The sequence below is a fragment of the Mariniflexile sp. HMF6888 genome, from assembly GCF_044335535.1.
In the GTDB taxonomy this organism is placed as follows: domain Bacteria; phylum Bacteroidota; class Bacteroidia; order Flavobacteriales; family Flavobacteriaceae; genus Mariniflexile.
The window spans coordinates 908,502-928,025 of the sequence record NZ_JBIQVZ010000001.1 but is presented as its reverse complement, the minus strand read 5'-3'; the positions used below and the strand labels follow the sequence as shown (position 1 = coordinate 928,025).

Here is a 19,524-nt window from a genome sequence, read left to right as displayed (position 1 = left end):
TATATTTTTATTTTTTGTCTACCGTCTACCGTCTACCGTCTACCGTCTAAAGACCATTTATCACTTTAACAGTTTGACCGTCATTAACACTTCTGGCACCTTCTTGAATAATTTCGGCATTGTTTTCAAGTCCTTTGGTCACTTCTATGACATCGTCTTGTGCTTTTCCTGTTTCGATAATGATGCGTTTAGCATTTCCTTCATTATCGGCATTTTTATTCTCAATAATGTATATATATTGCTCGCCATCGGCATTTTCTGAAATGATACTTTGAGGAATTAAAATGGCATTTTCGTTGGAGTAATCGTTAATTTTAAGTTTTGCGGTTAAGTTTGGTTTAATGCTTTTGTCTTTATTAGGAACCGCAACTTCTATTTTAAAGGTTCTGTTAGCTGGGTTTATAAAATTACCCGCTTGCCTAATTTTAGCATCGATGGATTTTCCCAAAATTGGAAACTCTACTTTTACAGCTTTATTAGCGGTTATGCTAGAAATGTAATTTTCTGGAACGTCGGTTTCAATATACATGTCTTCTAAATTAACAATACGCATTAATTGCGATTGCCCCGGCGCTACGACACTGCCTTGGTCTGTAATAACATCATCAATAACACCTGTAAACGGTGCTCTAACTGAGGTTTTTGCAAGTTGGCTTTTTAACTGGCTTACGGCACGTTGTTGTGCTTCGTAACTAGATTTAGCTTGCAGATATTGGATTTCGCTACCTATTTTTTGGTTCCACAAACGTTCTTGACGCTCGAAGGTTGTTTTGGCTAAATCGGCTTGAATTTGTAATTGGGCTACTTGTTGGCTTAAACCACCATCATCAATGGTTGCAAGTAATTGCCCTTTGGTAACGTTTTGTCCTTCTTTTACATAAACGCGCGTTAATGTGCCTGCCATTTCAGGATAAATAACAAGGTTTTGTTTGGTTTTAACATTACCTTGTAGTTCTAAAAAGTGGTCGAATTTCTCAGATTTTGCCATTACTGTAGTCACCAATGATAATCTTTTAACGGTATCCAATTCAGAAATTCTATTGTTAATAAGGCTTAATTGTGCGGCATATTCTTGTTGTTTAGCATCAATTTCCTCACGTTTTTGTTTTAATGCTTCTAAGTTATTTGAAGCAATTAGATCTTCTAATGATTTGCTTTTTTTTTCACCATTGCAGGCAGTTAAAAGAAGCGTAACGATTAATATGGCGGATATATTTTTCATTTTGAATGGAGTTTATGAGTTTATTATTTTGAGTTTATGAGTTTATTTGTTTATGAGTTTATTGGCTGAGTTGGGATTTATGCAAACCATCCAGCATTGCTGTTATTTCTGTAATGTTTTCTCGAATTTGAGTGTAATTTTCGTTTGAAATATATTCAAGGTCGTTTGATAGAATAAGTTGATTTAACAATTCTAAAGCAGATCCGAAAGCAATTTCCGTAAATCGTGCTTTATCTTTATTGGCATGTCTTCCAGAGCCTTCAGCTATATTTGATGCCATGGAAATAGCACATCTCCTCATTTGGCTTGTTAAACCAAAACGCTCGTCATCTGGAAATAACTTTGTTGTTTTATATATTGAAACAGACAAGGTTCTTGATTTTTGCCATACGATTAATTTTTCGAAAGAGAATTGCTTCATGTTTTTTAAAATTTAGGTTATTAGTTTATTAGGTTATGAGTTTATAAGGTGTGAGGTTTATTGTTTAAATTTTTAACCGTTTATTAGATCTAAGCTTAATTATTTATGATAAACTCATAACCATTTATAAACTAATAAACCCATAAACCTTTTCTATAACCTCTTTTTTATAAACTAATCAACTTTATTCAATATAGTTTCCAGCTCTGCTTTTTTGTTTATCACATCTAGCATGGCTTGTAAAAATTCTTGTTGCGCTGTATATAGTTGCGTTTGTGCTTGTCTTAAATCGAAACTGGAAGCAATACCTTCAAAAAACTTGGTTTGGTTTTTTTGTTCAATACGTTCAGCAAGATTTAAGTTTAGCTTTTTGTTATCATAATCTTCAATGGCGAATTGATAATCGCTTTTTGCAGCAGCCGTTTGAAGTTGTAGTTTTTGTTCGGTTTCAATTAAATCGTCTTTCGCTTTTTCAAGATTTATTTTAGCACGTTGTGTAGCGGCACTTCTTTCTAAGGAACTGAAAATAGGAATGTTTAAGTTGACGCCAAACAACGACGAACCAAACCATTTTTGGTTTTTGCTTGTAAAATTGAATTCATCACTAAAAGCCGAATAACCACCATTTATAAATGCGTTTAAAGTTGGTAGTGCTTTGCTTTTTTCTAATTTTAGCAATAACACTTTCGCTTTTTTATCGTTTTCGGCTATTTGGTAGTCTATGGCTTCTTCTAAATTTAAATCAGCATCAACCAATTCTAAAGATATATTTTGAACCGTTAAACTTTCAAGGCTATCTGTTAATACCGTGGGGTTATAAACATCTAGACCCAAAGTGATATTAAGCATTTGATAAGCCAATGTTTTTAATCGAATGGTGTTTTTTAGCGAACTGTTTACGCCCGATAATGTTATTTGAAGTTGTTCTACGCTTTCTTCTTCTTCCAAACCATTTTCAAACATTTTTGATAAATCGTTTAGATTTTTTTCAAGAATGGCTTTGTTTTTTTCAAGAATGGCAACACTTTCCTCGGCAAGTAACACATTGCCGTAAGCGTTTATTACTGCCTTTCTAATTTCTAGATCGGTTTTAGTTTTAGCGTTTTTTGAAATTTCTAAAAATACTTTAGCCGATTGTAAACCAACTAAGTATGAGCCATCAAAAATTTTCTGATTTAGTGTTGCTGTGGCATTTACGCTTTGTTTGGTGCCAAAAGTAACTTCGGCAAATTCACCTGGATTACCACCAAAAAATTCTGCTGGAATTAAAGATACCTGTTGTTTTAAAAAGTTTTGATACCCAATTTCGGCTGATATTTGTGGCAAACCTGTAGCTGTCGTTTCCCATTTTTGCTGTTTGGCAGCCTCAATATCGCGCGTGGCATTTTTTGCTGTTCTGTTGTTCTGCAATGCAAAATCTATAGCTTGCTCTAAGCTGAGACTTTGCAAGTTTTCTTGAGAAAATCCTTTGATTATAAGGAGTAAACTAAAGACTAAAATTAGTTTGTGCTTCATGTTTTATGATTGATTTTTGTTTAAGTATTGGGTTAAATGTTCAAGTCCTTTTGGGGTGCAAATGCCTCTTAAATGATATTCAATATAATTGTTCATCAAATCGTGCATAGAAAAATTATTTAAAGGAAATAGGTCTTTATCTTTTAAAGCCGTCATGCATATAAAATATATTTTAGATACAAATTCGGTGTTTATAGTGTCTCTGTATAATCCTGTTTTTATACCAAGTTCCAGGTTGTGGGTTACACAACTATCCATTACGCAAACTTGTTTGGACTTTAAGGATTCGTAAATTTTTGGATAATATTTTTGAAGTTGGTATTGTGGCGATGATTTTTCGTCTTTAAGATGTTTCATCAAAAAACGTTTTATCTCATAAATTTCTTCGATAGGATTGTTCTCTTGAGCTACTATTTCTTCAATTCCTTTCGAAATAAAATGAAACATGTACAATGTGGCTTCTTCTACCAGTACGTTTTTATTTTCAAAATATTGGTAAATGGTTTTTTTAGACATGCCAAGGGCATTGGCAATATCGTCCATGGTGACACTCTTAAACCCATAGGTTAAGAATAAATCGGCTGCTGTTTTTAAAATATCTTCTTTCAAATGGTGACACTTATTTTTTTAAAGGACATTTGTTATCGCTCATAGTCCTCATGTTTTGTGTGTTTTGATAATATGGCGATTTCATATCCGAGGCAAATGTACAATAGGAAACTTTAAAAACAATAAAAGTTTCCAAAGTTTTAACAATTTTTTAATATTGATTAAAGTTGTTGGATTAGTGATAGCAATTGCATTATTTTTGTTTGATGCAAAACGTACAATTTTATCAAGACGCATTTACTTCGCATTTAGAAGGGTTTACCCAAGACCGTGAACCGCTGTCTTTATATAGTCCTATAAACTATATTCTGCAATTAGGAGGTAAACGCCTGCGCCCGGTTTTAACTTTAATGACTGCTGAAATTTTTAATGCCGATTATAAAATTGCACTCGATGCCGCTTTAAGTATTGAAGTGTTTCATAATTTTTCATTGGTGCATGACGATATCATGGACGATGCGCCTTTGCGACGTGGGTATCAAACGGTACATGAAAAATGGGATGTGAATACGGGTATCCTTTCGGGAGATGCGATGTTAATTATGGCATATCAATTATTTGAGAATTATGAACCTGTTACTTTTCAAGCATTGGCTAAGTTGTTTAGTAAAACGGCTTTGGAAGTTTGTGAAGGTCAACAGTATGATGTGGATTTTGAAACCCGTGATGATGTTACTATTGGCGAATATTTAAAAATGATTGAATATAAAACAGCCGTTTTGGTTGGTGCCGCCATGAAAATGGGAGCTATTGTAGCCAATACATCCTTAGAAGACCAAAATAATATTTATGAATTTGGTAAAAATTTGGGTATTGCGTTCCAACTACAAGATGATTATTTAGATGTTTTTGGCGACCCAAAAACTTTTGGAAAACAAGTAGGTGGCGATATTATTGAAAACAAAAAAACCTATTTGTACCTAAAAGCACTGGAATTTTCAAACGAAGCGGATAGGTTGGAATTAACTCAATTATTTTCGTCAAACCCAGAAGACCTTTCAGCTAAAATAAATACTGCAAAACAAATTTTTGTATCCTCTGGTTCTGCCGAAGCTACAAAAAATGCCATTCAAGAATATACCCATAAAGCATTTAGTGTTTTAAGTACTATTAATATTTCCGAAGATAAAAAAGTGCTGCTAAAAGCTTTTGGAAACAACCTTATGAATAGAAACGTTTAATGAGTTTACCATCAACATTCGAGGATTTAGTTGAAGAGGCAAATAAACTGGATTTGTATAAAAATTTAGTGCGCCAACTTAATAAGGATTTTTTACTGGCTAATATCAATTTAGATTTTCATGAAGATGTTTTGCCTACTAGTTTAAAATTGTTACTTCACGAAGCGATTTATAAACTTATTCAGGAAAAATTCACCGAATATTTAAATCTGCTTTATATTATTGATGTTTCAGAAAAGCAGGTAAAAGCTTTAAATGGTGAAGACACAATCAAGCTATCTGAAGATGTTATGTTTTTAATTCTGCAACGGGAATGGCAAAAAGTGTGGTTTAGAAATAAATACAAATAAATTAAATAAGATGAATTTGTCCTAATTAAAAATATATCTTATATTTGTATCAAATTAAGTAATTATTATGTTTTCAAAAGCTTGTGAGTATGGTATTAAAGCGTCTATTTTCATTGCGATAAATTCGTATGAAGGAAAGCGTGTAAGTCCAAAAGAAATAGCTGAAGAAATTAATTCTCCGCAAGCATTTACGGCGAAAATTTTGCAGGCATTGGTAAGGCATAAAGTTATTAATTCTGTAAAAGGCGCTTATGGCGGTTTTGAGGTTGATAAAAATGAGCTTAAATACATTAAACTCGCACAAATTGTTAAGGCGATTGATGGCGATAACATTTACAATGGATGTGGTTTGGGTTTAGAAAAATGTGATGAAAACCATCCCTGTCCAGTACACGATAAGTTTAAGGGCGTTAGGGATGAACTAAAAGAAATGTTAGAAAACACCAGTTTGGAAGAACTTGCTTTGAACATAAAATCGGGAGTGTCTTTTTTAAAGGCTTAAAAAAATTTGAATATAAATAGGATAAAAATATCCGAAATAAACAATGATATGGAAACATTACATAAAAACACCCAAAAACAAATAGGGCAATTTGTTGCCGAAGATTTTAGAACCGCAGCGGTATTTACAAAATATAAAATTGATTTTTGTTGCAATGGCAATAGAACCATAGAGGAAGCCTGCACTAAAAAAGGTATAGACAGTAACATGCTAATAGATGAACTAGAAGCAGTTTTAAACTCTAAAACAGATCAAACGATTGATTATAAATCATGGCCTTTAGATTTATTGGCAGAATATATTGAGAAAAAGCACCACCGCTATGTGGAAGAAAAAATCCCCATTTTGCGTCAGTTTTTAGATAAATTGTGTAACGTTCATGGGGAAAGACATCCAGAATTGTTTGAAATTAATAAACTTTTTACGGCTTCAGCAGGTGAATTGGCAGCTCACATGAAAAAAGAAGAATTGGTTCTTTTTCCTTTTGTGAAAAGAATGGTGAACGCAAAATTGGGAAATACTACCATACAGCCGCCACCATTTGGAACAGTTGAGAACCCAATAGCTATGATGATGCAAGAACACGATAATGAAGGGGTACGCTTTAGACAAATTGCTGAATTGACAAATAACTACACACCTCCTGCCGATGGTTGTAATACCTACATAGTTACCTTTGCCATGTTAAAGGAGTTTGAACAGGATTTACATTTACACATTCATTTAGAGAATAATATTTTATTCCCCGAAGCTATTAAATTAGAACAACAATTTGGTTAATAGCAATAGCTTCAATTAAAAATCCAGAAAGACTTTTTGATTTTCTGGATTTTCTATGTTTATTGGTACATCACTTAAAGATAATTTGTAATGCCTAAAAAACTTGTTTTAGTATGTTTGCTTAACTTTTTTATAGCAGCTGTTTTTGGGTTATTATTGCGGTATGCTTTTGTACAGCCCATAGCGTTTAACTATCGGTTTTTAACGCATGCCCATTCGCATGTTGCTATGTTAGGTTGGGTGTATTTAATGCTTTTTACACTCATAGTCAACTATTTTATTCCTGATAAGAAGCCTATTTATTATCGGTTGTTTTGGGTCACTGAATTTGCTGTTGTTGGTATGTTGTTTAGTTTTCCCTTTCAAGGGTATGCAGCGGTTTCCATTGCGTTTTCAACATTGCATATTTTTTGTAGTTACTATTTTGCTTATTTAATTTTCAAACATCATAAAACCAACAATAAAGTTACAAGTCGTTTGCTTAAATGGGCATTGGCTTTTATGCTACTATCAACTATTGGAGTGTGGTGTTTGGGACCGGCAGTTGTTATGCTTGGGCAGGCATCGGCATTTTATCAAATAGCGATTCAGTTCTTTTTGCATTTTCAGTTTAATGGGTGGTTTTTGTTGGCTGTTACTGCTGTGTTTTTTCATAAGTTACAGCTTCAAGATTCTAAACAGTTTAGGTTGTTTTTTAAATTTTTAATCGTAGCAACTATTCTCACTTTTGCATTGCCTGTAAACTGGTTTGCGCCACATCCTGTTTTGGTATTGATTAACGGCTTTGGCGTTATTTGCCAATTATTTGCCTTATACTATTTTGTAATAATTATAAAACCGGCATTAAAAGCGTTCATTAAAACGCAGGCCAATGTTACTAAGTTCATGTATGGTTTTGCATTGATTTGTTTTGTGCTTAAAATGCTGCTGCAATCGGCATCTTTAATTCCTGAAGTTTCAAACATAGCATATCAACATAGAAATTTCGTCATTGGATTTATCCATTTAACCATGTTGGGTGTCATTTCTGGGTTTTTGTTTGCGTTTTTATTACAAAATAGTTTAGTAAAGCATTCTAAAACACTAACTTTTGGGATGTATGCCTTTATCTTGGGTTTTGTATTAACGGAACTTATTTTATTAATTCAAGGAGGCTTTTTTTACTTTGGAATAGGTCTGTTACCAAATTATTACTTAATACTATTCTTATTCAGTATCTTATTGCCTTTAGGTATTGGGTGCTTCATTATCAATGAAGTGGTTTAAACTTTTTTGATTGAAGCGAAAAATAGAGATTTTTTGCTCAGTTGAAGGCTTTTTTGAACTGCATAGCATCGTTACGGAGTAATAAAAAGACAAAAAGTGAGTGAAAAACATCATTTTGTAGCCAATTGAAAAAAGTTTAAACCAGTTCAATATTATTTAAACACTAAAAAAAATGTCCCAAAAACCACTTAAACGTCACAAAGCTTTACAGCCTTTAAGCAGAGAGCATCACCATGGTTTATTGTTATCATGGAAAATTAGAGCAGGATTCAGCAAAAATATAGCACCAGAGCGCATTAAGGTGTATGCCGATTGGTTTTTTAAAACGCATTTAATGCCGCATTTTGAAATGGAAGAACAGTTTGTTTTTCCGGTTTTGGATTCAAATAATGAGCTTGTAAAAAAAGCATTAGCAGATCATAGACTTTTAAAGCGTTTGTTTGAAGATGAACATATAGAAATTGCTTTAAGCAAGATTGAAAAAACGCTAGATGAGCATATTCGATTTGAAGAACGCGTTTTGTTTCCGGAAATTCAAAAAGCGGCTACCGAATTGGAATTACTGGAGATAGAAAAAATTCACCAGGAAACGGATTTTGTAGATAAGCTTGATGATGAATTTTGGAAGTAGATTTTATTATTCTTTCACTTAATCCCAATCCAATAGCCTTTTTTCGCCCTCAAGTTTCTGAATATCGGTTACATCTTGAGACATCTCAACAACACCTTTATATGTTTTGTTTTTATCCCGGATGGCAAAATACCGGATATGGATGATTCTTCCTTTAAAGTTAAACCAAAATTCAGCAACATCTTTAGTGCCTAATCTGAATTCTTCAACAATACGTAACACCATATTAACGCTTTTTGGCGGATGGCAAAATCGTACTTCTCGACCAATAATGCCTTTGCTTCTTGCAAAAACACGGTCGTTTCCTCGATTGTAAAAAATAACTTTGTCGTTTTCGTCAACATAAGTAATATCGACAGGTAAAAAGCTTAAAAGTAAATTGACTTGTTCAGGTGTCATATAACCTTCATCGTAATGAAAGGTGTTTTCTAACGAAAATGATAAATCCCTCTGACTGTGATCTTGACTTGGGTGAAGGTAGGCTTCTTCTTTTGTAACTGCAGGATAAGGTGTTGGTTTTTCTTTTAGCATCCAACCAATTTCCTCATCACCTATATAAAAATCCTTCCATTCTTCTTCGGTTATCAGTTCCATGGCGTTTGGAAATAGTCTTATATCTTCAATTGTCAACAAGCGTTCGATGCCATTTAATAAATAGGGGATATTCTCAATAATTTTTTTAATATCTTTTTTGGCGTTGTAATTATTTAGCAACTTTATCTGTTCCCGCAAATTATCATGAAACGACCACATGCCTTGACTGGGGCCTTCCCAACCATGCTTCTCTAAATAAGGAAATAATTGATTTTCTTTTCGTGCAAAACGTTTTTCAATGGTGGTTAATTGGTTGAAAATATTTAAATATTTCTGAAAATCTTCAACAGGATTGACAAGGTTTAATTCTAAAATTAAATCTTGTATTAAAGCACTTTCAGTATAATATATTTTTACGGGGTGTCCTTCTGCTAAGGTTTCAACAATGGGGTAAAATGAGTTCACTTTTTATGTTTTTTTTATGGAAGAGGCTGTCTAAATAGTCTAGTTCTATGTCATATTGAGCACTTCGACAAGCTCAGCACAGGCTTTGTCGAAATAGTTTAATTACTGATAATCAATATCGGTTTCGACAAGCTCAACCTGACAAATTAAATTTAAAGGACTTTTTAGACAGCCTCTTTATGATTAAATAATTTGTTAGGGTGTCATCTTTAAAATAGTTTCAATGGTTTCTTTGTTATCAACTCCCAGGCCTTCTTGTTGATGTTTTAGCTCCCCTTGCGGATTGAATACAGATATGATGTTGGAATGTGAAAAATCTATGGGTGAAATTTCTTTGTATTTTACCGATAACACATTGGCGAACTCACGAACACCGCTTTCGCTACCCTGTAAAAAAGTCCAATGCGCGTCGTCCATAAGGTTTTCTATGGCAAAAGCTTTTAGTTTTTCGGGGGTGTCGGTTTCTGGGTCGATGCTTACCATAACAAACTGAATGTTTTTTATTTTTTCATCGGGAATTTGAGATTCAATATGTCGCATATCGGCAACCAATCGGGGACACGCTGCTTTGCATGAGGTATAAATCATGACCATTACCAAAGTCTTTCCTTTTAAATCTTTAAGTTGGATAGCCTTGCCTTCTTCGGTATGCCAAATAGAGGTTAAATTGAAGATGGATTCTTCTGAAATACCGCCATCCTCCACTAATTCTGAGTTATTTTCAACTAGCGCTAAATCCATCTTACAAATCGGGCAACTTCCTTTTTCGTTATATGTTTTATCGCCTTCACATTGCATAGGGCATTGATATATTTCAGTCATATCGTCTTTTGATTTTTTATCAGACTTACAGCTTTGAAATGCTAAAGTGGTTATTAAGACTAGAGATATGTATTTTAAATACTTCATAGGTTTATTTTAGATTGAGATCTTTCACACAACGAAATCCTAAATTTTTCATAGAATATTTGGCTTTTAAACTACCACGAATGGCATAACGCATAAAAGCGGCATAATTCATTAAATCGGTAGCATTTACTGCGGCACTACCACAAAATAGATTGCTGTCTTTGTCTACGTCTTTTCTTGATTCTCCAGTAATTAAAACGGAGTTAAAGTCTAAAGTCCATTCCCAAACCAAACCATGTAAATCGTGTACACCCCAAGCATTTTTTGGTGTGCGTCCAATACTGTTTTCGTTAGATCGAGGGGCTTCATACCAAGCTAATATCTGTTTGTTGTATGAAGGCTTCACGCGGGCATCCTTGGTTGTTTCGTCTGCCATAGCCACATATTCCCATTCATCAACAGTTGGTAAACGCTTGCCTTGGCATTCACAATAATCTTTAGCAGCAAACCAAGACACATAAGTAACAGGGCTATTTGGTTTTTCTGAATCTTTAAGTTCTAAATCATTTTTCCAATTCGATAAATAGCTATCATCCACAAATAATTTGATGCTTTTTGTTTTTTGCCACTTTGGATATTTCTTAACAAAAGCAACATATTCGGCATTTGTAACAGGATAGATGTCCATTTCGAAATCTTTTACTTCAACAACGGTAGAATCTCTTCCGTATAGTGGGATATAGCGACTTCCTTTTATGGAAACCATGCCTTTAGATTGTGCAAAAACAAATGTTTGAAACACTAATAAAACAAGTAATATTCTAAAGGCATGGTTTTTCATTTGTAGATATTTAGCCCCCTAACCAACCCCCGAAGGGGGAACTCATACTGGTTCTAAGGGTTGTGTTTATTTGTTTATTTGTTTATTCGTTTATTTGTTAATTCATAATTCTGAATTCATAATTCTTCCAGTTACATTATTTCCTTTGTTTTACTTTATCTACCATGGCTTTGGTAACTACTTTTTTGGAGTTGCCCCAACTATTATAGACATAGGTTAATACATTTGCAATCTCATCAGATGATAATATTTGTCGCGTCATAACGCTGTTGTATTTCTGACCATTTACGGTAATCTCTCCTGTTAGTCCGTTAAGTACAACCCCAATGGCTCTATCTACATCGGCATTTAAGTAATCGGATTTTGCCAATGGCGGGAAAGCATTTGGAACGCCTTGTCCTTCACCTTGGTGGCAAGCAAAACAAGTTTGCATATAGGCTTGTTTTCCAAATTCCATTTGTTCTTCAAAGGATTTTGCAGGTACTTCTGAAGCTACAATCTCACCGGTTGTCGGCATTGATTGTATACCTGGACCTTCAGGCAAATAAATGTCGTCGCGTATTTCTCCTGAGTATATTTTTTTGTCTTTTTCGCCTTCTACTTTCAGCATGCCTAAGGCTCCTTTGTTAAAAGCTCTAAAAATAGAGTGGTCCACTAGAATAAATGTGCCTGGTACGTCTACACGAAATTCTATCATAGCAGCACCACCAGCAGGAATTAAAGTAGTTTGAACATTTTTATTAATTAAATCGCCACCTTCTATGTGTACGCGATCAAATATTTCTCCAATAACATGAAAAGACGATACCAATCCAGGACCTCCGTTACCCACAAAGAGTCTAACGGTTTCGCCAACTTTGGCTGTTATGGCATTGTCGCCAGTAAGTGCACCAACTTTGCCATTAAAAACAACATAATCGGCTTTTTCATCCACAGCTTTTTGCATATCGAAAGGCTGTAACCCACGTTCGCCATTTGCGCCTTTTGTATAAAAATCGCCTTGCATAATATAGTATTCTTTATCTACTAGCGGTAAACCGCCGTCTGGCTCCACTAAAATTAAACCATACATGCCGTTGGCAATGTGCATGCCAACAGGCGCCGTAGCGCAATGGTACACGTACAACCCTGGGTTTAAGGTTTTAAAGGAAAATACTTTTTCATGCCCTGGCGCCACAAATGATGATTCGGCACCACCACCTGGTCCGGTAACGGCATGTAAATCGATATTGTGGGGCAATTTATTATCTGGATGATTCTGCAAATGGAACTCCACTTCATCGCCTACACGTGTTCTAATAAAGCTACCGGGCACAGTGCCTCCAAAGGTCCAATATACATATCTCACGCCGTCGGTCATTTCTCCTTCTTTTTCAAGAATCTCCATTTTTACGATAAGCTTTTTTGCTTTTCTTTTTCCAACAGGTGTTGGTACATGGGGTGGCGATGTCAATTCCGCAATCATTTCCCTATTTACAGGAATGTCTGCTGCGTTGTCGTAAACCGTTTCTTTGTTATCGAAACAAGATGTTAAAAATAGCATACTGGCTACAGAAAACACAAGTGATAAATTTAAATGTCTCATTTTTAGTATTTTAGTTTATTAATAGTTTTTATTGTTTATTATAAAGGACAAAAATATCCTCTTTATTCAAAAATACGTGTAGAATTTGTTTGAGAATATGACATTTGTCAGATTCTAAATAAATTTATGAAACTCAGATAGTCTCTCTCAAATTTAATAGCTGAAATTTAACTATTATAAACTTATAAGATAGGTAGGATAGATTTTATTACCAAATTATTGCCATACAAAAGATAGGTTTATATACAGATTCCTGCTCCGCTATCGCGAGCGTCTCGCTCGTGACGGCATGAGTGTCAGGTGATTGACGATTGATAATTTAGAATTCAGAATTCAGAATTCTGGATTCAGAATGTGGAATTGAGAGCACAAATCTTGAAGCAAGAACAGAACCCGAGAGGTTAAAAGATGTTTTAAAACGATGACAAGATACCTTTTACGATTTCTGATTAACAATTAACGATTGACGATTCACGATTCCCCTTTCTCTAGACCTATCCCCAATCTAAAAATCTAAAAAGTCTAACATTCTAAGAAGTCTAACAATCAGAACCTTGAACCCAGAACGCTAACAAACAAACCCGTGACACAAATTGACACACATTGACACACATTGACACAAATTGACACAAATTGACACACATTGACACAAATTGACACACGTGCCTAAAAATAGAGGGGTTTTGTTCGAGTTTTGTTCGGGTTTTGTTCAGCTATGGTTCGGGGGTCTATTTTTTGGATGGGGGTTTGCCTGAACAAAGGGCGAACGAAACTAAACTAAGACTGCTGTCATACCTACTTTACATTTTAAAATGTTTTTTGTAGGTGGTTTTTTATTATATTCGTAAACCTAACAACATATAACTAGTCATAGCACCCTAAAGGGATACTACGATAGTTATACTAATGTTGTGTTTCATTCGTAAAAGCCAACCACACATTAAGCACATTTGGTTTTTTCCTCCACACATTCCAAAGCTGAAAAACCAAAAGAGCTTAATCTCCCCACCGCTCCCAATAGTTACGATTTTGATTTTCTTCTAGTTGGATACAAGACTTGCTGTTCTTTGAATTAACCGATTTCTTCTCTGAGTGTTTGATTGATGTTTTGGATTAAGTCATTTTGAAATTTCATAATACCCAATAAATCGTGCATTGCATTCAGATTTTCTAATTGTTTATAGACTATTTGCTCTTAGTCAGCTTTGGTATATCGTTTACTCACAGTGGATGTTTTTGAATTATATATTGTAATACAATACAAATATATACTGTTTTATCATATTTTACAATACATTTTTATATTGTAATTTCACATATTAATATAAACCATTCAAAATACAGTACTTAAACATATTATTAAACTGTATAAAAATGGTTTAAATGTCTCATAAATGAGCAGAATGAATAGGATTAAAGAGGTATTAAAAGAACAAGGAAGGACACAAACTTGGCTAGCTGAACAGATTGAAAAGAGCTATGTAATTGTGACTAATTATTGTAATAATAATGCACAGCCGAGTATTGAAGTACTCCGAAAAATTGCAAACATATTAGACGTTGATGTTAGAATATTATTAGTCCCCACAAAAGATAATAATCTAGAGGATGAGTGAAAAGAAAACATATATTGACCTTTTTGCAGGTTGTGGAGGACTTTCACTAGGACTTTATAATTCTGGTTTATGGAAAGGATTATTTGCAATTGAAAAAAGCCCTGATGCATTCGAAACATTCAATCATAACCTGATTGAACAAAACAGTCATTTCGAATGGCCAAATTGGTTGCCTAAAACAAATCACGACATTAATGAAATTATTAAAAATTACCCTAATGAATTAAAATCATTGAGAGGTAAAATTGATATGGTTGCTGGTGGACCTCCTTGTCAGGGTTTTTCAACCGCAGGAAAAAGAATTGAAAATGATTCGAGAAATAAATTAATCAAATCATACATTAAGTTTATTCGTCAAGTACAACCAAAAGTTGTATTCTTTGAAAACGTAAAAGGGTTTACCCAAAAATTTGATAAGAATAAAATTCAAGGAAAAGTATATTCCGAATATGTCAAAAGTGCATTGGAATACACTCCAAAAGACGGAAATTATTTAGGATATAAAGTGGAAGGTCGACTTGTCGATTTTTCTGAATATGGAGTCCCTCAAAAAAGAACACGTTTTATTTTAGTTGGAATTAGAAAAGACATAGCTGCCAAAACTAAACCTGTTGACTTTTTTGATTCATTAAGAAAGGAAAGAGAAAGATTCTTAATAAACAAAGGAATAGGTCTAACAAATAGTTTGGAGGATGCAATATCCGACTTATTGAGAATCAATGAAACGATATCACCTGACACTGCATCATTTAAAGCAGGCTTGTATAATAAACCTCAATCAGAATATCAAAAACTTTTAAAAGGAGACTACTCCGAAAAGATTCCTGATAGTCACAGGTTTGCAAAACATAGCAAAGCAACAGTTGAAAAGTTAGAGTTTATTTTGAAACATGCTGAGAAGAACAAAACCCTTTCAAGTGATTTAAAAGAAAAGTTTAATCTTAAAAAAAGAACTATAATCCCTTTGTCTGGCAGCACTCCTACCCCGACAATTACGACTTTGCCAGACGATTATATACACTATTGTGAACCCAGAATTTTCACTGTACGCGAATATGCTAGAATACAATCTTTTAATGATTGGTATGAGTTTAAAGGGAAATATACAACTGGAGGAAAAAGAAGAACACAAGAAGTTCCTAGATATTCACAAATTGGAAATGCAATTCCCCCACTTTTTGGAGAGCAAGCTGGTGTCACTCTGAATAAAATTATAGGATAATGGCTGAACAAAAAGATTTACATTTCAAAACGAATGTTCAGCTAAAGAGTATCATTGGTAAAGACCTTATTAATGATGATAACATAGCCATTTTAGAATTGGTCAAGAATTCCTTTGATGCAGATGCGAAACAGGTTAAGGTGAAATACTTTAACTTAAAAAATAATGACGATAAAAATGTAGAGTATTTTTCATCAAACACTTCACGATTAATAATTCAAGATGATGGTGTTGGAATGGATATTAATGATATTAGAGATAAATGGCTCAACATTGCCTATTCCGAGAAAAAGACAAATAAAACTCAACACAAACGCAGAATGGCTGGAGCCAAGGGTGTTGGTAGATTTTCTTGTGATCGACTTGGCGAGTATCTTAATCTATATGCAAAAACAAATGAAGATCCTCACTATTACAAGCTATCTATAGATTGGAAAAAATTTGAAATTGAGGACGAAGACAAAGAAATTCAATCTATCCCGTTAAAATATGAGATATTAACTCCAACTGAATTTCAATCATTAGGGTTTTCAAATTTCGAACACGGAGTATTGCTTGAAATAATAAAATTAAGAAGTAACTGGGCTTATCCTATTTCAGACAAAAGTGGAAATATCACAGACTGGGATGTCTCCAAATTTGTTGAATTAAAGAAGTATCTAGAAAAACTAATAAATCCTAATCAAGCTTTTGAAAGCAATGATTTTGGAGTGTATATAGATGCACCAGAATTTCGGGTGGAAAATAATTCACTAGAAGACAGTTCAAAATTTATTGGCAAAGTCGAAAATCGAATTTTCGAACATTTAGATTTTAAGACAACTAGTATTGAAACATATCTTACAGATGGAGGAAATGAGTTATTTACCGAATTAAAAGATAAGGGAGAAACTATTTTTTGGATTAGAGAAAAAAATCCATTTTACCCTGAGATAACGAATGCAAAAGCCACTGTTTATTATTTAAGTCCATATGCAAAATCATTTTTCACAAAACAAACTGGCATAAGGTCTGTTGATTATGGTTCGGTGTTTTTGTTTATAAATGGATTTCGTGTCCCACCGTACGGTGAATTAGGTAATGATTGGTTAGGAATTGACCAAAGGAAGGCACAAGGCTACAGTAGAAATATTGGACTACGAGAATTAGTCGGTCAAATAGAAATACTTGATGAAGAAAATAAATTTCAGATTGTCTCCAGTCGAGAAGGAATTGTGAAAAATGAGAGTTATGACACACTAACCTCATCTGAAAAAAACAATAGTTTTTTTTTCAAAGCTTTTAGGAGATTGGAAAGATACGTTGTTGAAGGCTTAAATTGGGATAGTGCGCCCGAACACAAGAACTTATTAGAAATTCACAAGAAAATTGTTAGCGGAGAAACTACTGAAGAAGATCTTGAATACTCGGAGGATTTAATTACTAAACAAAAAAGAGTTTATTCAACGATTCATAAAATTATTTCTGCAAAATCAAATGAAGTCATTGAGTTATATATAAACGAGAACCTCATTACCCAAAAGATTGAAGAGGAAAGAGAAGCCTCTGAAAGAGAATTCAACCAACTTATTGAAGATTTTAGCAACAAAAAAATTGATGGGGATACATTAAATAAAATACTTCAGAAAAAAGCACAAGAGAATGAAGAGCTAGAAAAGCAACTCAAAGAGTTTTCAAAATACACTACTAATGAGGCTACATCTAAAGCTATTTTAGAATTACAGGATTATAAAAACACAATTGAGAAGCAGACTCTTTTAATTCAAGACTTACAAAGTCAATTGGAGGAATTAAAACAACAAAAGGAATCTGCTGAAAAGTCTGCAACAACTTTAAAGGAAAAAGTCAATAAGGTCGAATCAGACTTATCAATTGAGAAAGAAAAAAACTTATACCTATTAGCAACTCGAAGGACGTTAAGTCCTGACGCAGATGGGTTGATTCATACTATCAAGATCAACAACGTTGAGGTTCGAGATGGTATAGAGAATATAATAGATGACCTTACTGAGAATGACTATAATGTCCAAGATTTAATTAAGAGACTTGGTTTTTTAAAAATTTGTGCTGAGAGGTCTTTGAAAATGGCCGAATTTGTAACAAGAGCAGATTTAAAAGAAGATATAGAAAAAAAGGATGTTGATGTTGTTAAATATATTATAGAATATATTTCACTTTATGGAGATACCTTTTCTGAGAATTTAGCTTTTTCATTTTCAAATAATCAAGAACAAATATCAAAAAATCTCAGTGTATTGAATATGTCAATTATACTGGACAATTTAATAAGCAATGCTGTAAAATGGGGTGCTGACAAAATTCAAATTGATTTTGAAAAAGTCAATGAAAAAAAACTTTTAGTATTTTTCTCTGATAATGGAAAAGGCCTTTCTGATAAGTTTATAAAAAACTCTGAAAAAATATTTGAATTATCTGTTCGTGACATTCCTCCTTCAGGTTATAGTGGGTCGGGCATAGGACTGTTTTACACTAAAAACTTACTTAATGAAATGAATTGCGATATTGAATTTGTCGGGAATAAGGAAGTATTGTCTGGGGCCACTTTTAAAATTACTATCAATACAATATGAGTGTAAAGAGACTACTTTATATCGATGATTCTAAAATCCCTGAACAAATAGGAAGTTTAAAGAAAAAACTTAAATCAAGAGGTTTTGACTTAGATGAGGTCTTTATTGATTTAGGAGATGATACTTTCAAGGTTAGAAATAATAACGGTAAAATCGTACTTGATAAAGACAAAATACACCAATTCATAAAAGATAATCTAGCAAATCAAAACTTTGACATAATTGCTTCTGATTATGATTTTAAAGACCCAAATCTAGACGGTTATGAATTATTAAGAAGGTTAAAAAGAGATAGTGAATCTCAAGGGTACAGATTTAAACGAGCCAAATTTTGTTTGTATTCTGCAGATCAAGATAATGTTGTAAAAATATTTGATACCCCGAATAAAATTAAAGAGTTAATAAGACTAAAAATAGATGATTTTATCAAAAGGGAAAATATACCTACAGAATTGACCGAGTTGTTTACTGCTAATGAGAAAACGTATTCTTTTAAAAATCATATTATTCCATATTTAGAGAAATACGGCACTTTCAAATTTAAAAGTGTTTATCCAAAATTCAAAGATAAATCACTTGCTGATATAGCTCACGAAATAGATAAGGATAATCACCACGGTATTGCACTCCAAAAGTATTTAGTAGAGTTAACGGTTGCTCATTTAATTGAACTTAATAATTTCCCAAAGGAGTGATTCAAATAATTATTTCCATAGATCCATCTACTCAATTTTTGTTTGAGATAATTACAAAGCTTAAGAGTTACAGCAATAAGTGTAATGTTTATGAAATTCACCCTAATGATGAATCTTATTCTAAAACATTTGATATAATTTCTAGCCTTGAACGAAATTCACGAATTCTTTTTTTGGGACATGGACAATCTAATCAATTATATGGTGGTGAATGTTTGGACTCATTTCCCAAAAAAGCATTTATCAAATTGAATGAAATGAGTGTTTTTAAAGACCAACACTTGTTTCTTCTTGCTTGTGATTCTGCCGCTTTAATTAAAAGCTCTTTTAGAAATTCTAAGATGTCAAAATCAATTGGATTTGGAGGCTTACCAACTTCAATGGAGGAGGTAGAAAAAGACAAGAAACTATCTTCAGAAGGTATTTCTGAACAAACAATTGAAGATTTCAAAAATGAAATTGTTTACACGGTTTCTAATGCTATATCAGTACATTATCAAGATTTCAATAAGTTGTCAGACTATTTGACGCTTTTACTTGACCAGAGAATAAATAATGCGGTTCTAGTGAAAAAAGACAGAAACCTAGCTGATTTACTGTATAAAATGAGACATGAAATGGTATTATATTAATAAACTCAACCCTGACA

Annotated in this window: 19 protein-coding genes; 11 read left to right on the top strand and 8 right to left on the bottom strand. The window is 33.4% G+C overall.

Translation table 11 applies throughout. The annotated features are described in order from the left end of the window. Positions 1 to 46 precede the first annotated feature (46 nt). The 4 genes from ACGLWY_RS04270 to ACGLWY_RS04255 form a co-directional block, all read right to left on the bottom strand. Positions 47 to 1,222: an efflux RND transporter periplasmic adaptor subunit gene (locus tag ACGLWY_RS04270; RefSeq protein WP_396618417.1), complete on the bottom strand. Its 1,176-nt coding sequence runs from the start codon at positions 1,220 to 1,222 to the stop codon at positions 47 to 49. Positions 1,223 to 1,280: 58 nt separating this feature from the next. Further along, a complete protein-coding gene (locus ACGLWY_RS04265; RefSeq protein ID WP_396618416.1) occupies positions 1,281 to 1,643 on the bottom strand; it encodes a four helix bundle protein in 363 nt (120 codons plus the stop codon). A gap of 174 nt (positions 1,644 to 1,817) precedes the next feature. Further along, positions 1,818 to 3,158, bottom strand: a complete 1,341-nt coding sequence (locus ACGLWY_RS04260) for a TolC family protein (protein ID WP_396618415.1) — start codon at positions 3,156 to 3,158, stop codon at positions 1,818 to 1,820. A gap of 3 nt (positions 3,159 to 3,161) precedes the next feature. Continuing rightward, on the bottom strand, positions 3,162 to 3,767 hold the full coding sequence (locus ACGLWY_RS04255) for a TetR/AcrR family transcriptional regulator (RefSeq protein ID WP_396618414.1): 606 nt from the start codon (positions 3,765 to 3,767) through the stop codon (positions 3,162 to 3,164). A 206-nt stretch (positions 3,768 to 3,973) separates the two neighbouring features. On the opposite strand from ACGLWY_RS04255, the gene ACGLWY_RS04250 reads away from it, so the two are divergent. The 6 genes from ACGLWY_RS04250 to ACGLWY_RS04225 all read left to right on the top strand — a co-directional run bounded on the left by ACGLWY_RS04250 (position 3,974) and on the right by ACGLWY_RS04225 (position 8,477). After that, on the top strand, positions 3,974 to 4,948 hold the full coding sequence (locus ACGLWY_RS04250; protein WP_396618413.1) for a polyprenyl synthetase family protein: 975 nt from the start codon (positions 3,974 to 3,976) through the stop codon (positions 4,946 to 4,948). Continuing rightward, the gene (locus tag ACGLWY_RS04245; protein WP_396618412.1) at positions 4,948 to 5,298 is read left to right on the top strand and encodes a hypothetical protein; all 351 of its coding nucleotides are present in this window, start codon (positions 4,948 to 4,950) and stop codon (positions 5,296 to 5,298) included. Before ACGLWY_RS04250 ends, ACGLWY_RS04245 begins: the two co-directional genes overlap by 1 nt. A gap of 67 nt (positions 5,299 to 5,365) precedes the next feature. Then, complete coding sequence (locus tag ACGLWY_RS04240) at positions 5,366 to 5,800, top strand: RrF2 family transcriptional regulator (protein WP_396618411.1); 435 nt, start codon at positions 5,366 to 5,368, stop codon at positions 5,798 to 5,800. Between the two features lie 48 nt (positions 5,801 to 5,848). Continuing rightward, positions 5,849 to 6,580, top strand: a complete 732-nt coding sequence (gene ric, locus ACGLWY_RS04235) for an iron-sulfur cluster repair di-iron protein (RefSeq protein WP_396618410.1) — start codon at positions 5,849 to 5,851, stop codon at positions 6,578 to 6,580. A gap of 90 nt (positions 6,581 to 6,670) precedes the next feature. Further along, a complete protein-coding gene (locus tag ACGLWY_RS04230) occupies positions 6,671 to 7,846 on the top strand; it encodes a hypothetical protein (RefSeq protein ID WP_396618409.1) in 1,176 nt (391 codons plus the stop codon). Positions 7,847 to 8,018: 172 nt separating this feature from the next. Next, the gene (locus ACGLWY_RS04225) at positions 8,019 to 8,477 is read left to right on the top strand and encodes a hemerythrin domain-containing protein (RefSeq protein WP_396618408.1); all 459 of its coding nucleotides are present in this window, start codon (positions 8,019 to 8,021) and stop codon (positions 8,475 to 8,477) included. An 18-nt stretch (positions 8,478 to 8,495) separates the two neighbouring features. On the opposite strand, the gene ACGLWY_RS04220 is transcribed toward ACGLWY_RS04225, so the two are convergent. The 4 genes from ACGLWY_RS04220 to nirK form a co-directional block, all read right to left on the bottom strand. Continuing rightward, entirely contained in the window at positions 8,496 to 9,458 is a 963-nt protein-coding gene (locus ACGLWY_RS04220; protein WP_396618629.1) for a DUF438 domain-containing protein, read from the bottom strand. 213 nt (positions 9,459 to 9,671) lie between these two features. Then, positions 9,672 to 10,385, bottom strand: coding sequence for an SCO family protein (locus tag ACGLWY_RS04215; RefSeq protein WP_396618407.1), 714 nt, complete (start codon positions 10,383 to 10,385; stop codon positions 9,672 to 9,674). 4 nt (positions 10,386 to 10,389) lie between these two features. Next, positions 10,390 to 11,166 (bottom strand): formylglycine-generating enzyme family protein, encoded by a 777-nt coding sequence (locus ACGLWY_RS04210; RefSeq protein WP_396618406.1) that lies wholly within the window; start codon positions 11,164 to 11,166, stop codon positions 10,390 to 10,392. A 136-nt stretch (positions 11,167 to 11,302) separates the two neighbouring features. Further along, positions 11,303 to 12,751 (bottom strand): copper-containing nitrite reductase, encoded by a 1,449-nt coding sequence (gene nirK, locus ACGLWY_RS04205; protein WP_396618405.1) that lies wholly within the window; start codon positions 12,749 to 12,751, stop codon positions 11,303 to 11,305. A gap of 1,403 nt (positions 12,752 to 14,154) precedes the next feature. Between nirK and ACGLWY_RS04200 the strand changes: the two genes are divergently transcribed. The 5 genes from ACGLWY_RS04200 to ACGLWY_RS04180 are packed head-to-tail and all read left to right on the top strand — an operon-like array spanning position 14,155 to position 19,507. After that, positions 14,155 to 14,367: a helix-turn-helix transcriptional regulator gene (locus ACGLWY_RS04200; RefSeq protein WP_396618404.1), complete on the top strand. Its 213-nt coding sequence runs from the start codon at positions 14,155 to 14,157 to the stop codon at positions 14,365 to 14,367. Further along, positions 14,360 to 15,589, top strand: a complete 1,230-nt coding sequence (locus ACGLWY_RS04195; protein ID WP_396618403.1) for a DNA cytosine methyltransferase — start codon at positions 14,360 to 14,362, stop codon at positions 15,587 to 15,589. The genes ACGLWY_RS04200 and ACGLWY_RS04195 overlap by 8 nt, the downstream gene beginning before the upstream one ends. Next, entirely contained in the window at positions 15,589 to 18,180 is a 2,592-nt protein-coding gene (locus ACGLWY_RS04190) for an ATP-binding protein (RefSeq protein WP_396618402.1), read from the top strand. The genes ACGLWY_RS04195 and ACGLWY_RS04190 overlap by 1 nt, the downstream gene beginning before the upstream one ends. Next, positions 18,177 to 18,875, top strand: a complete 699-nt coding sequence (locus tag ACGLWY_RS04185) for a hypothetical protein (protein ID WP_396618401.1) — start codon at positions 18,177 to 18,179, stop codon at positions 18,873 to 18,875. Before ACGLWY_RS04190 ends, ACGLWY_RS04185 begins: the two co-directional genes overlap by 4 nt. Continuing rightward, positions 18,872 to 19,507 carry a hypothetical protein gene (locus tag ACGLWY_RS04180; RefSeq protein ID WP_396618400.1) on the top strand — a complete coding sequence of 212 codons (636 nt, stop codon included), beginning with the start codon at positions 18,872 to 18,874 and terminating at the stop codon, positions 19,505 to 19,507. The genes ACGLWY_RS04185 and ACGLWY_RS04180 overlap by 4 nt, the downstream gene beginning before the upstream one ends. The last annotated feature ends 17 nt before the right edge of the window (positions 19,508 to 19,524 follow it).

Bases quoted from the DNA above. Each gene is read 5' to 3' on its own strand.
- ACGLWY_RS04270 (WP_396618417.1), bottom strand. From the start codon at position 1,222: ATGAAAAATATATCCGCCATATTAATCGTTACGCTTCTTTTAACTGCC.
- ACGLWY_RS04265 (WP_396618416.1), bottom strand. From the start codon at position 1,643: ATGAAGCAATTCTCTTTCGAAAAATTAATCGTATGGCAAAAATCAAGA.
- ACGLWY_RS04260 (WP_396618415.1), bottom strand. From the start codon at position 3,158: ATGAAGCACAAACTAATTTTAGTCTTTAGTTTACTCCTTATAATCAAA.
- ACGLWY_RS04250 (WP_396618413.1), top strand. From the start codon at position 3,974: ATGCAAAACGTACAATTTTATCAAGACGCATTTACTTCGCATTTAGAA.
- ACGLWY_RS04245 (WP_396618412.1), top strand. From the start codon at position 4,948: ATGAGTTTACCATCAACATTCGAGGATTTAGTTGAAGAGGCAAATAAA.
- ACGLWY_RS04240 (WP_396618411.1), top strand. From the start codon at position 5,366: ATGTTTTCAAAAGCTTGTGAGTATGGTATTAAAGCGTCTATTTTCATT.
- ric (WP_396618410.1), top strand. From the start codon at position 5,849: ATGGAAACATTACATAAAAACACCCAAAAACAAATAGGGCAATTTGTT.
- ACGLWY_RS04230 (WP_396618409.1), top strand. From the start codon at position 6,671: ATGCCTAAAAAACTTGTTTTAGTATGTTTGCTTAACTTTTTTATAGCA.
- ACGLWY_RS04225 (WP_396618408.1), top strand. From the start codon at position 8,019: ATGTCCCAAAAACCACTTAAACGTCACAAAGCTTTACAGCCTTTAAGC.
- ACGLWY_RS04215 (WP_396618407.1), bottom strand. From the start codon at position 10,385: ATGAAGTATTTAAAATACATATCTCTAGTCTTAATAACCACTTTAGCA.
- ACGLWY_RS04210 (WP_396618406.1), bottom strand. From the start codon at position 11,166: ATGAAAAACCATGCCTTTAGAATATTACTTGTTTTATTAGTGTTTCAA.
- nirK (WP_396618405.1), bottom strand. From the start codon at position 12,751: ATGAGACATTTAAATTTATCACTTGTGTTTTCTGTAGCCAGTATGCTA.
- ACGLWY_RS04200 (WP_396618404.1), top strand. From the start codon at position 14,155: ATGAATAGGATTAAAGAGGTATTAAAAGAACAAGGAAGGACACAAACT.
- ACGLWY_RS04195 (WP_396618403.1), top strand. From the start codon at position 14,360: ATGAGTGAAAAGAAAACATATATTGACCTTTTTGCAGGTTGTGGAGGA.
- ACGLWY_RS04190 (WP_396618402.1), top strand. From the start codon at position 15,589: ATGGCTGAACAAAAAGATTTACATTTCAAAACGAATGTTCAGCTAAAG.
- ACGLWY_RS04185 (WP_396618401.1), top strand. From the start codon at position 18,177: ATGAGTGTAAAGAGACTACTTTATATCGATGATTCTAAAATCCCTGAA.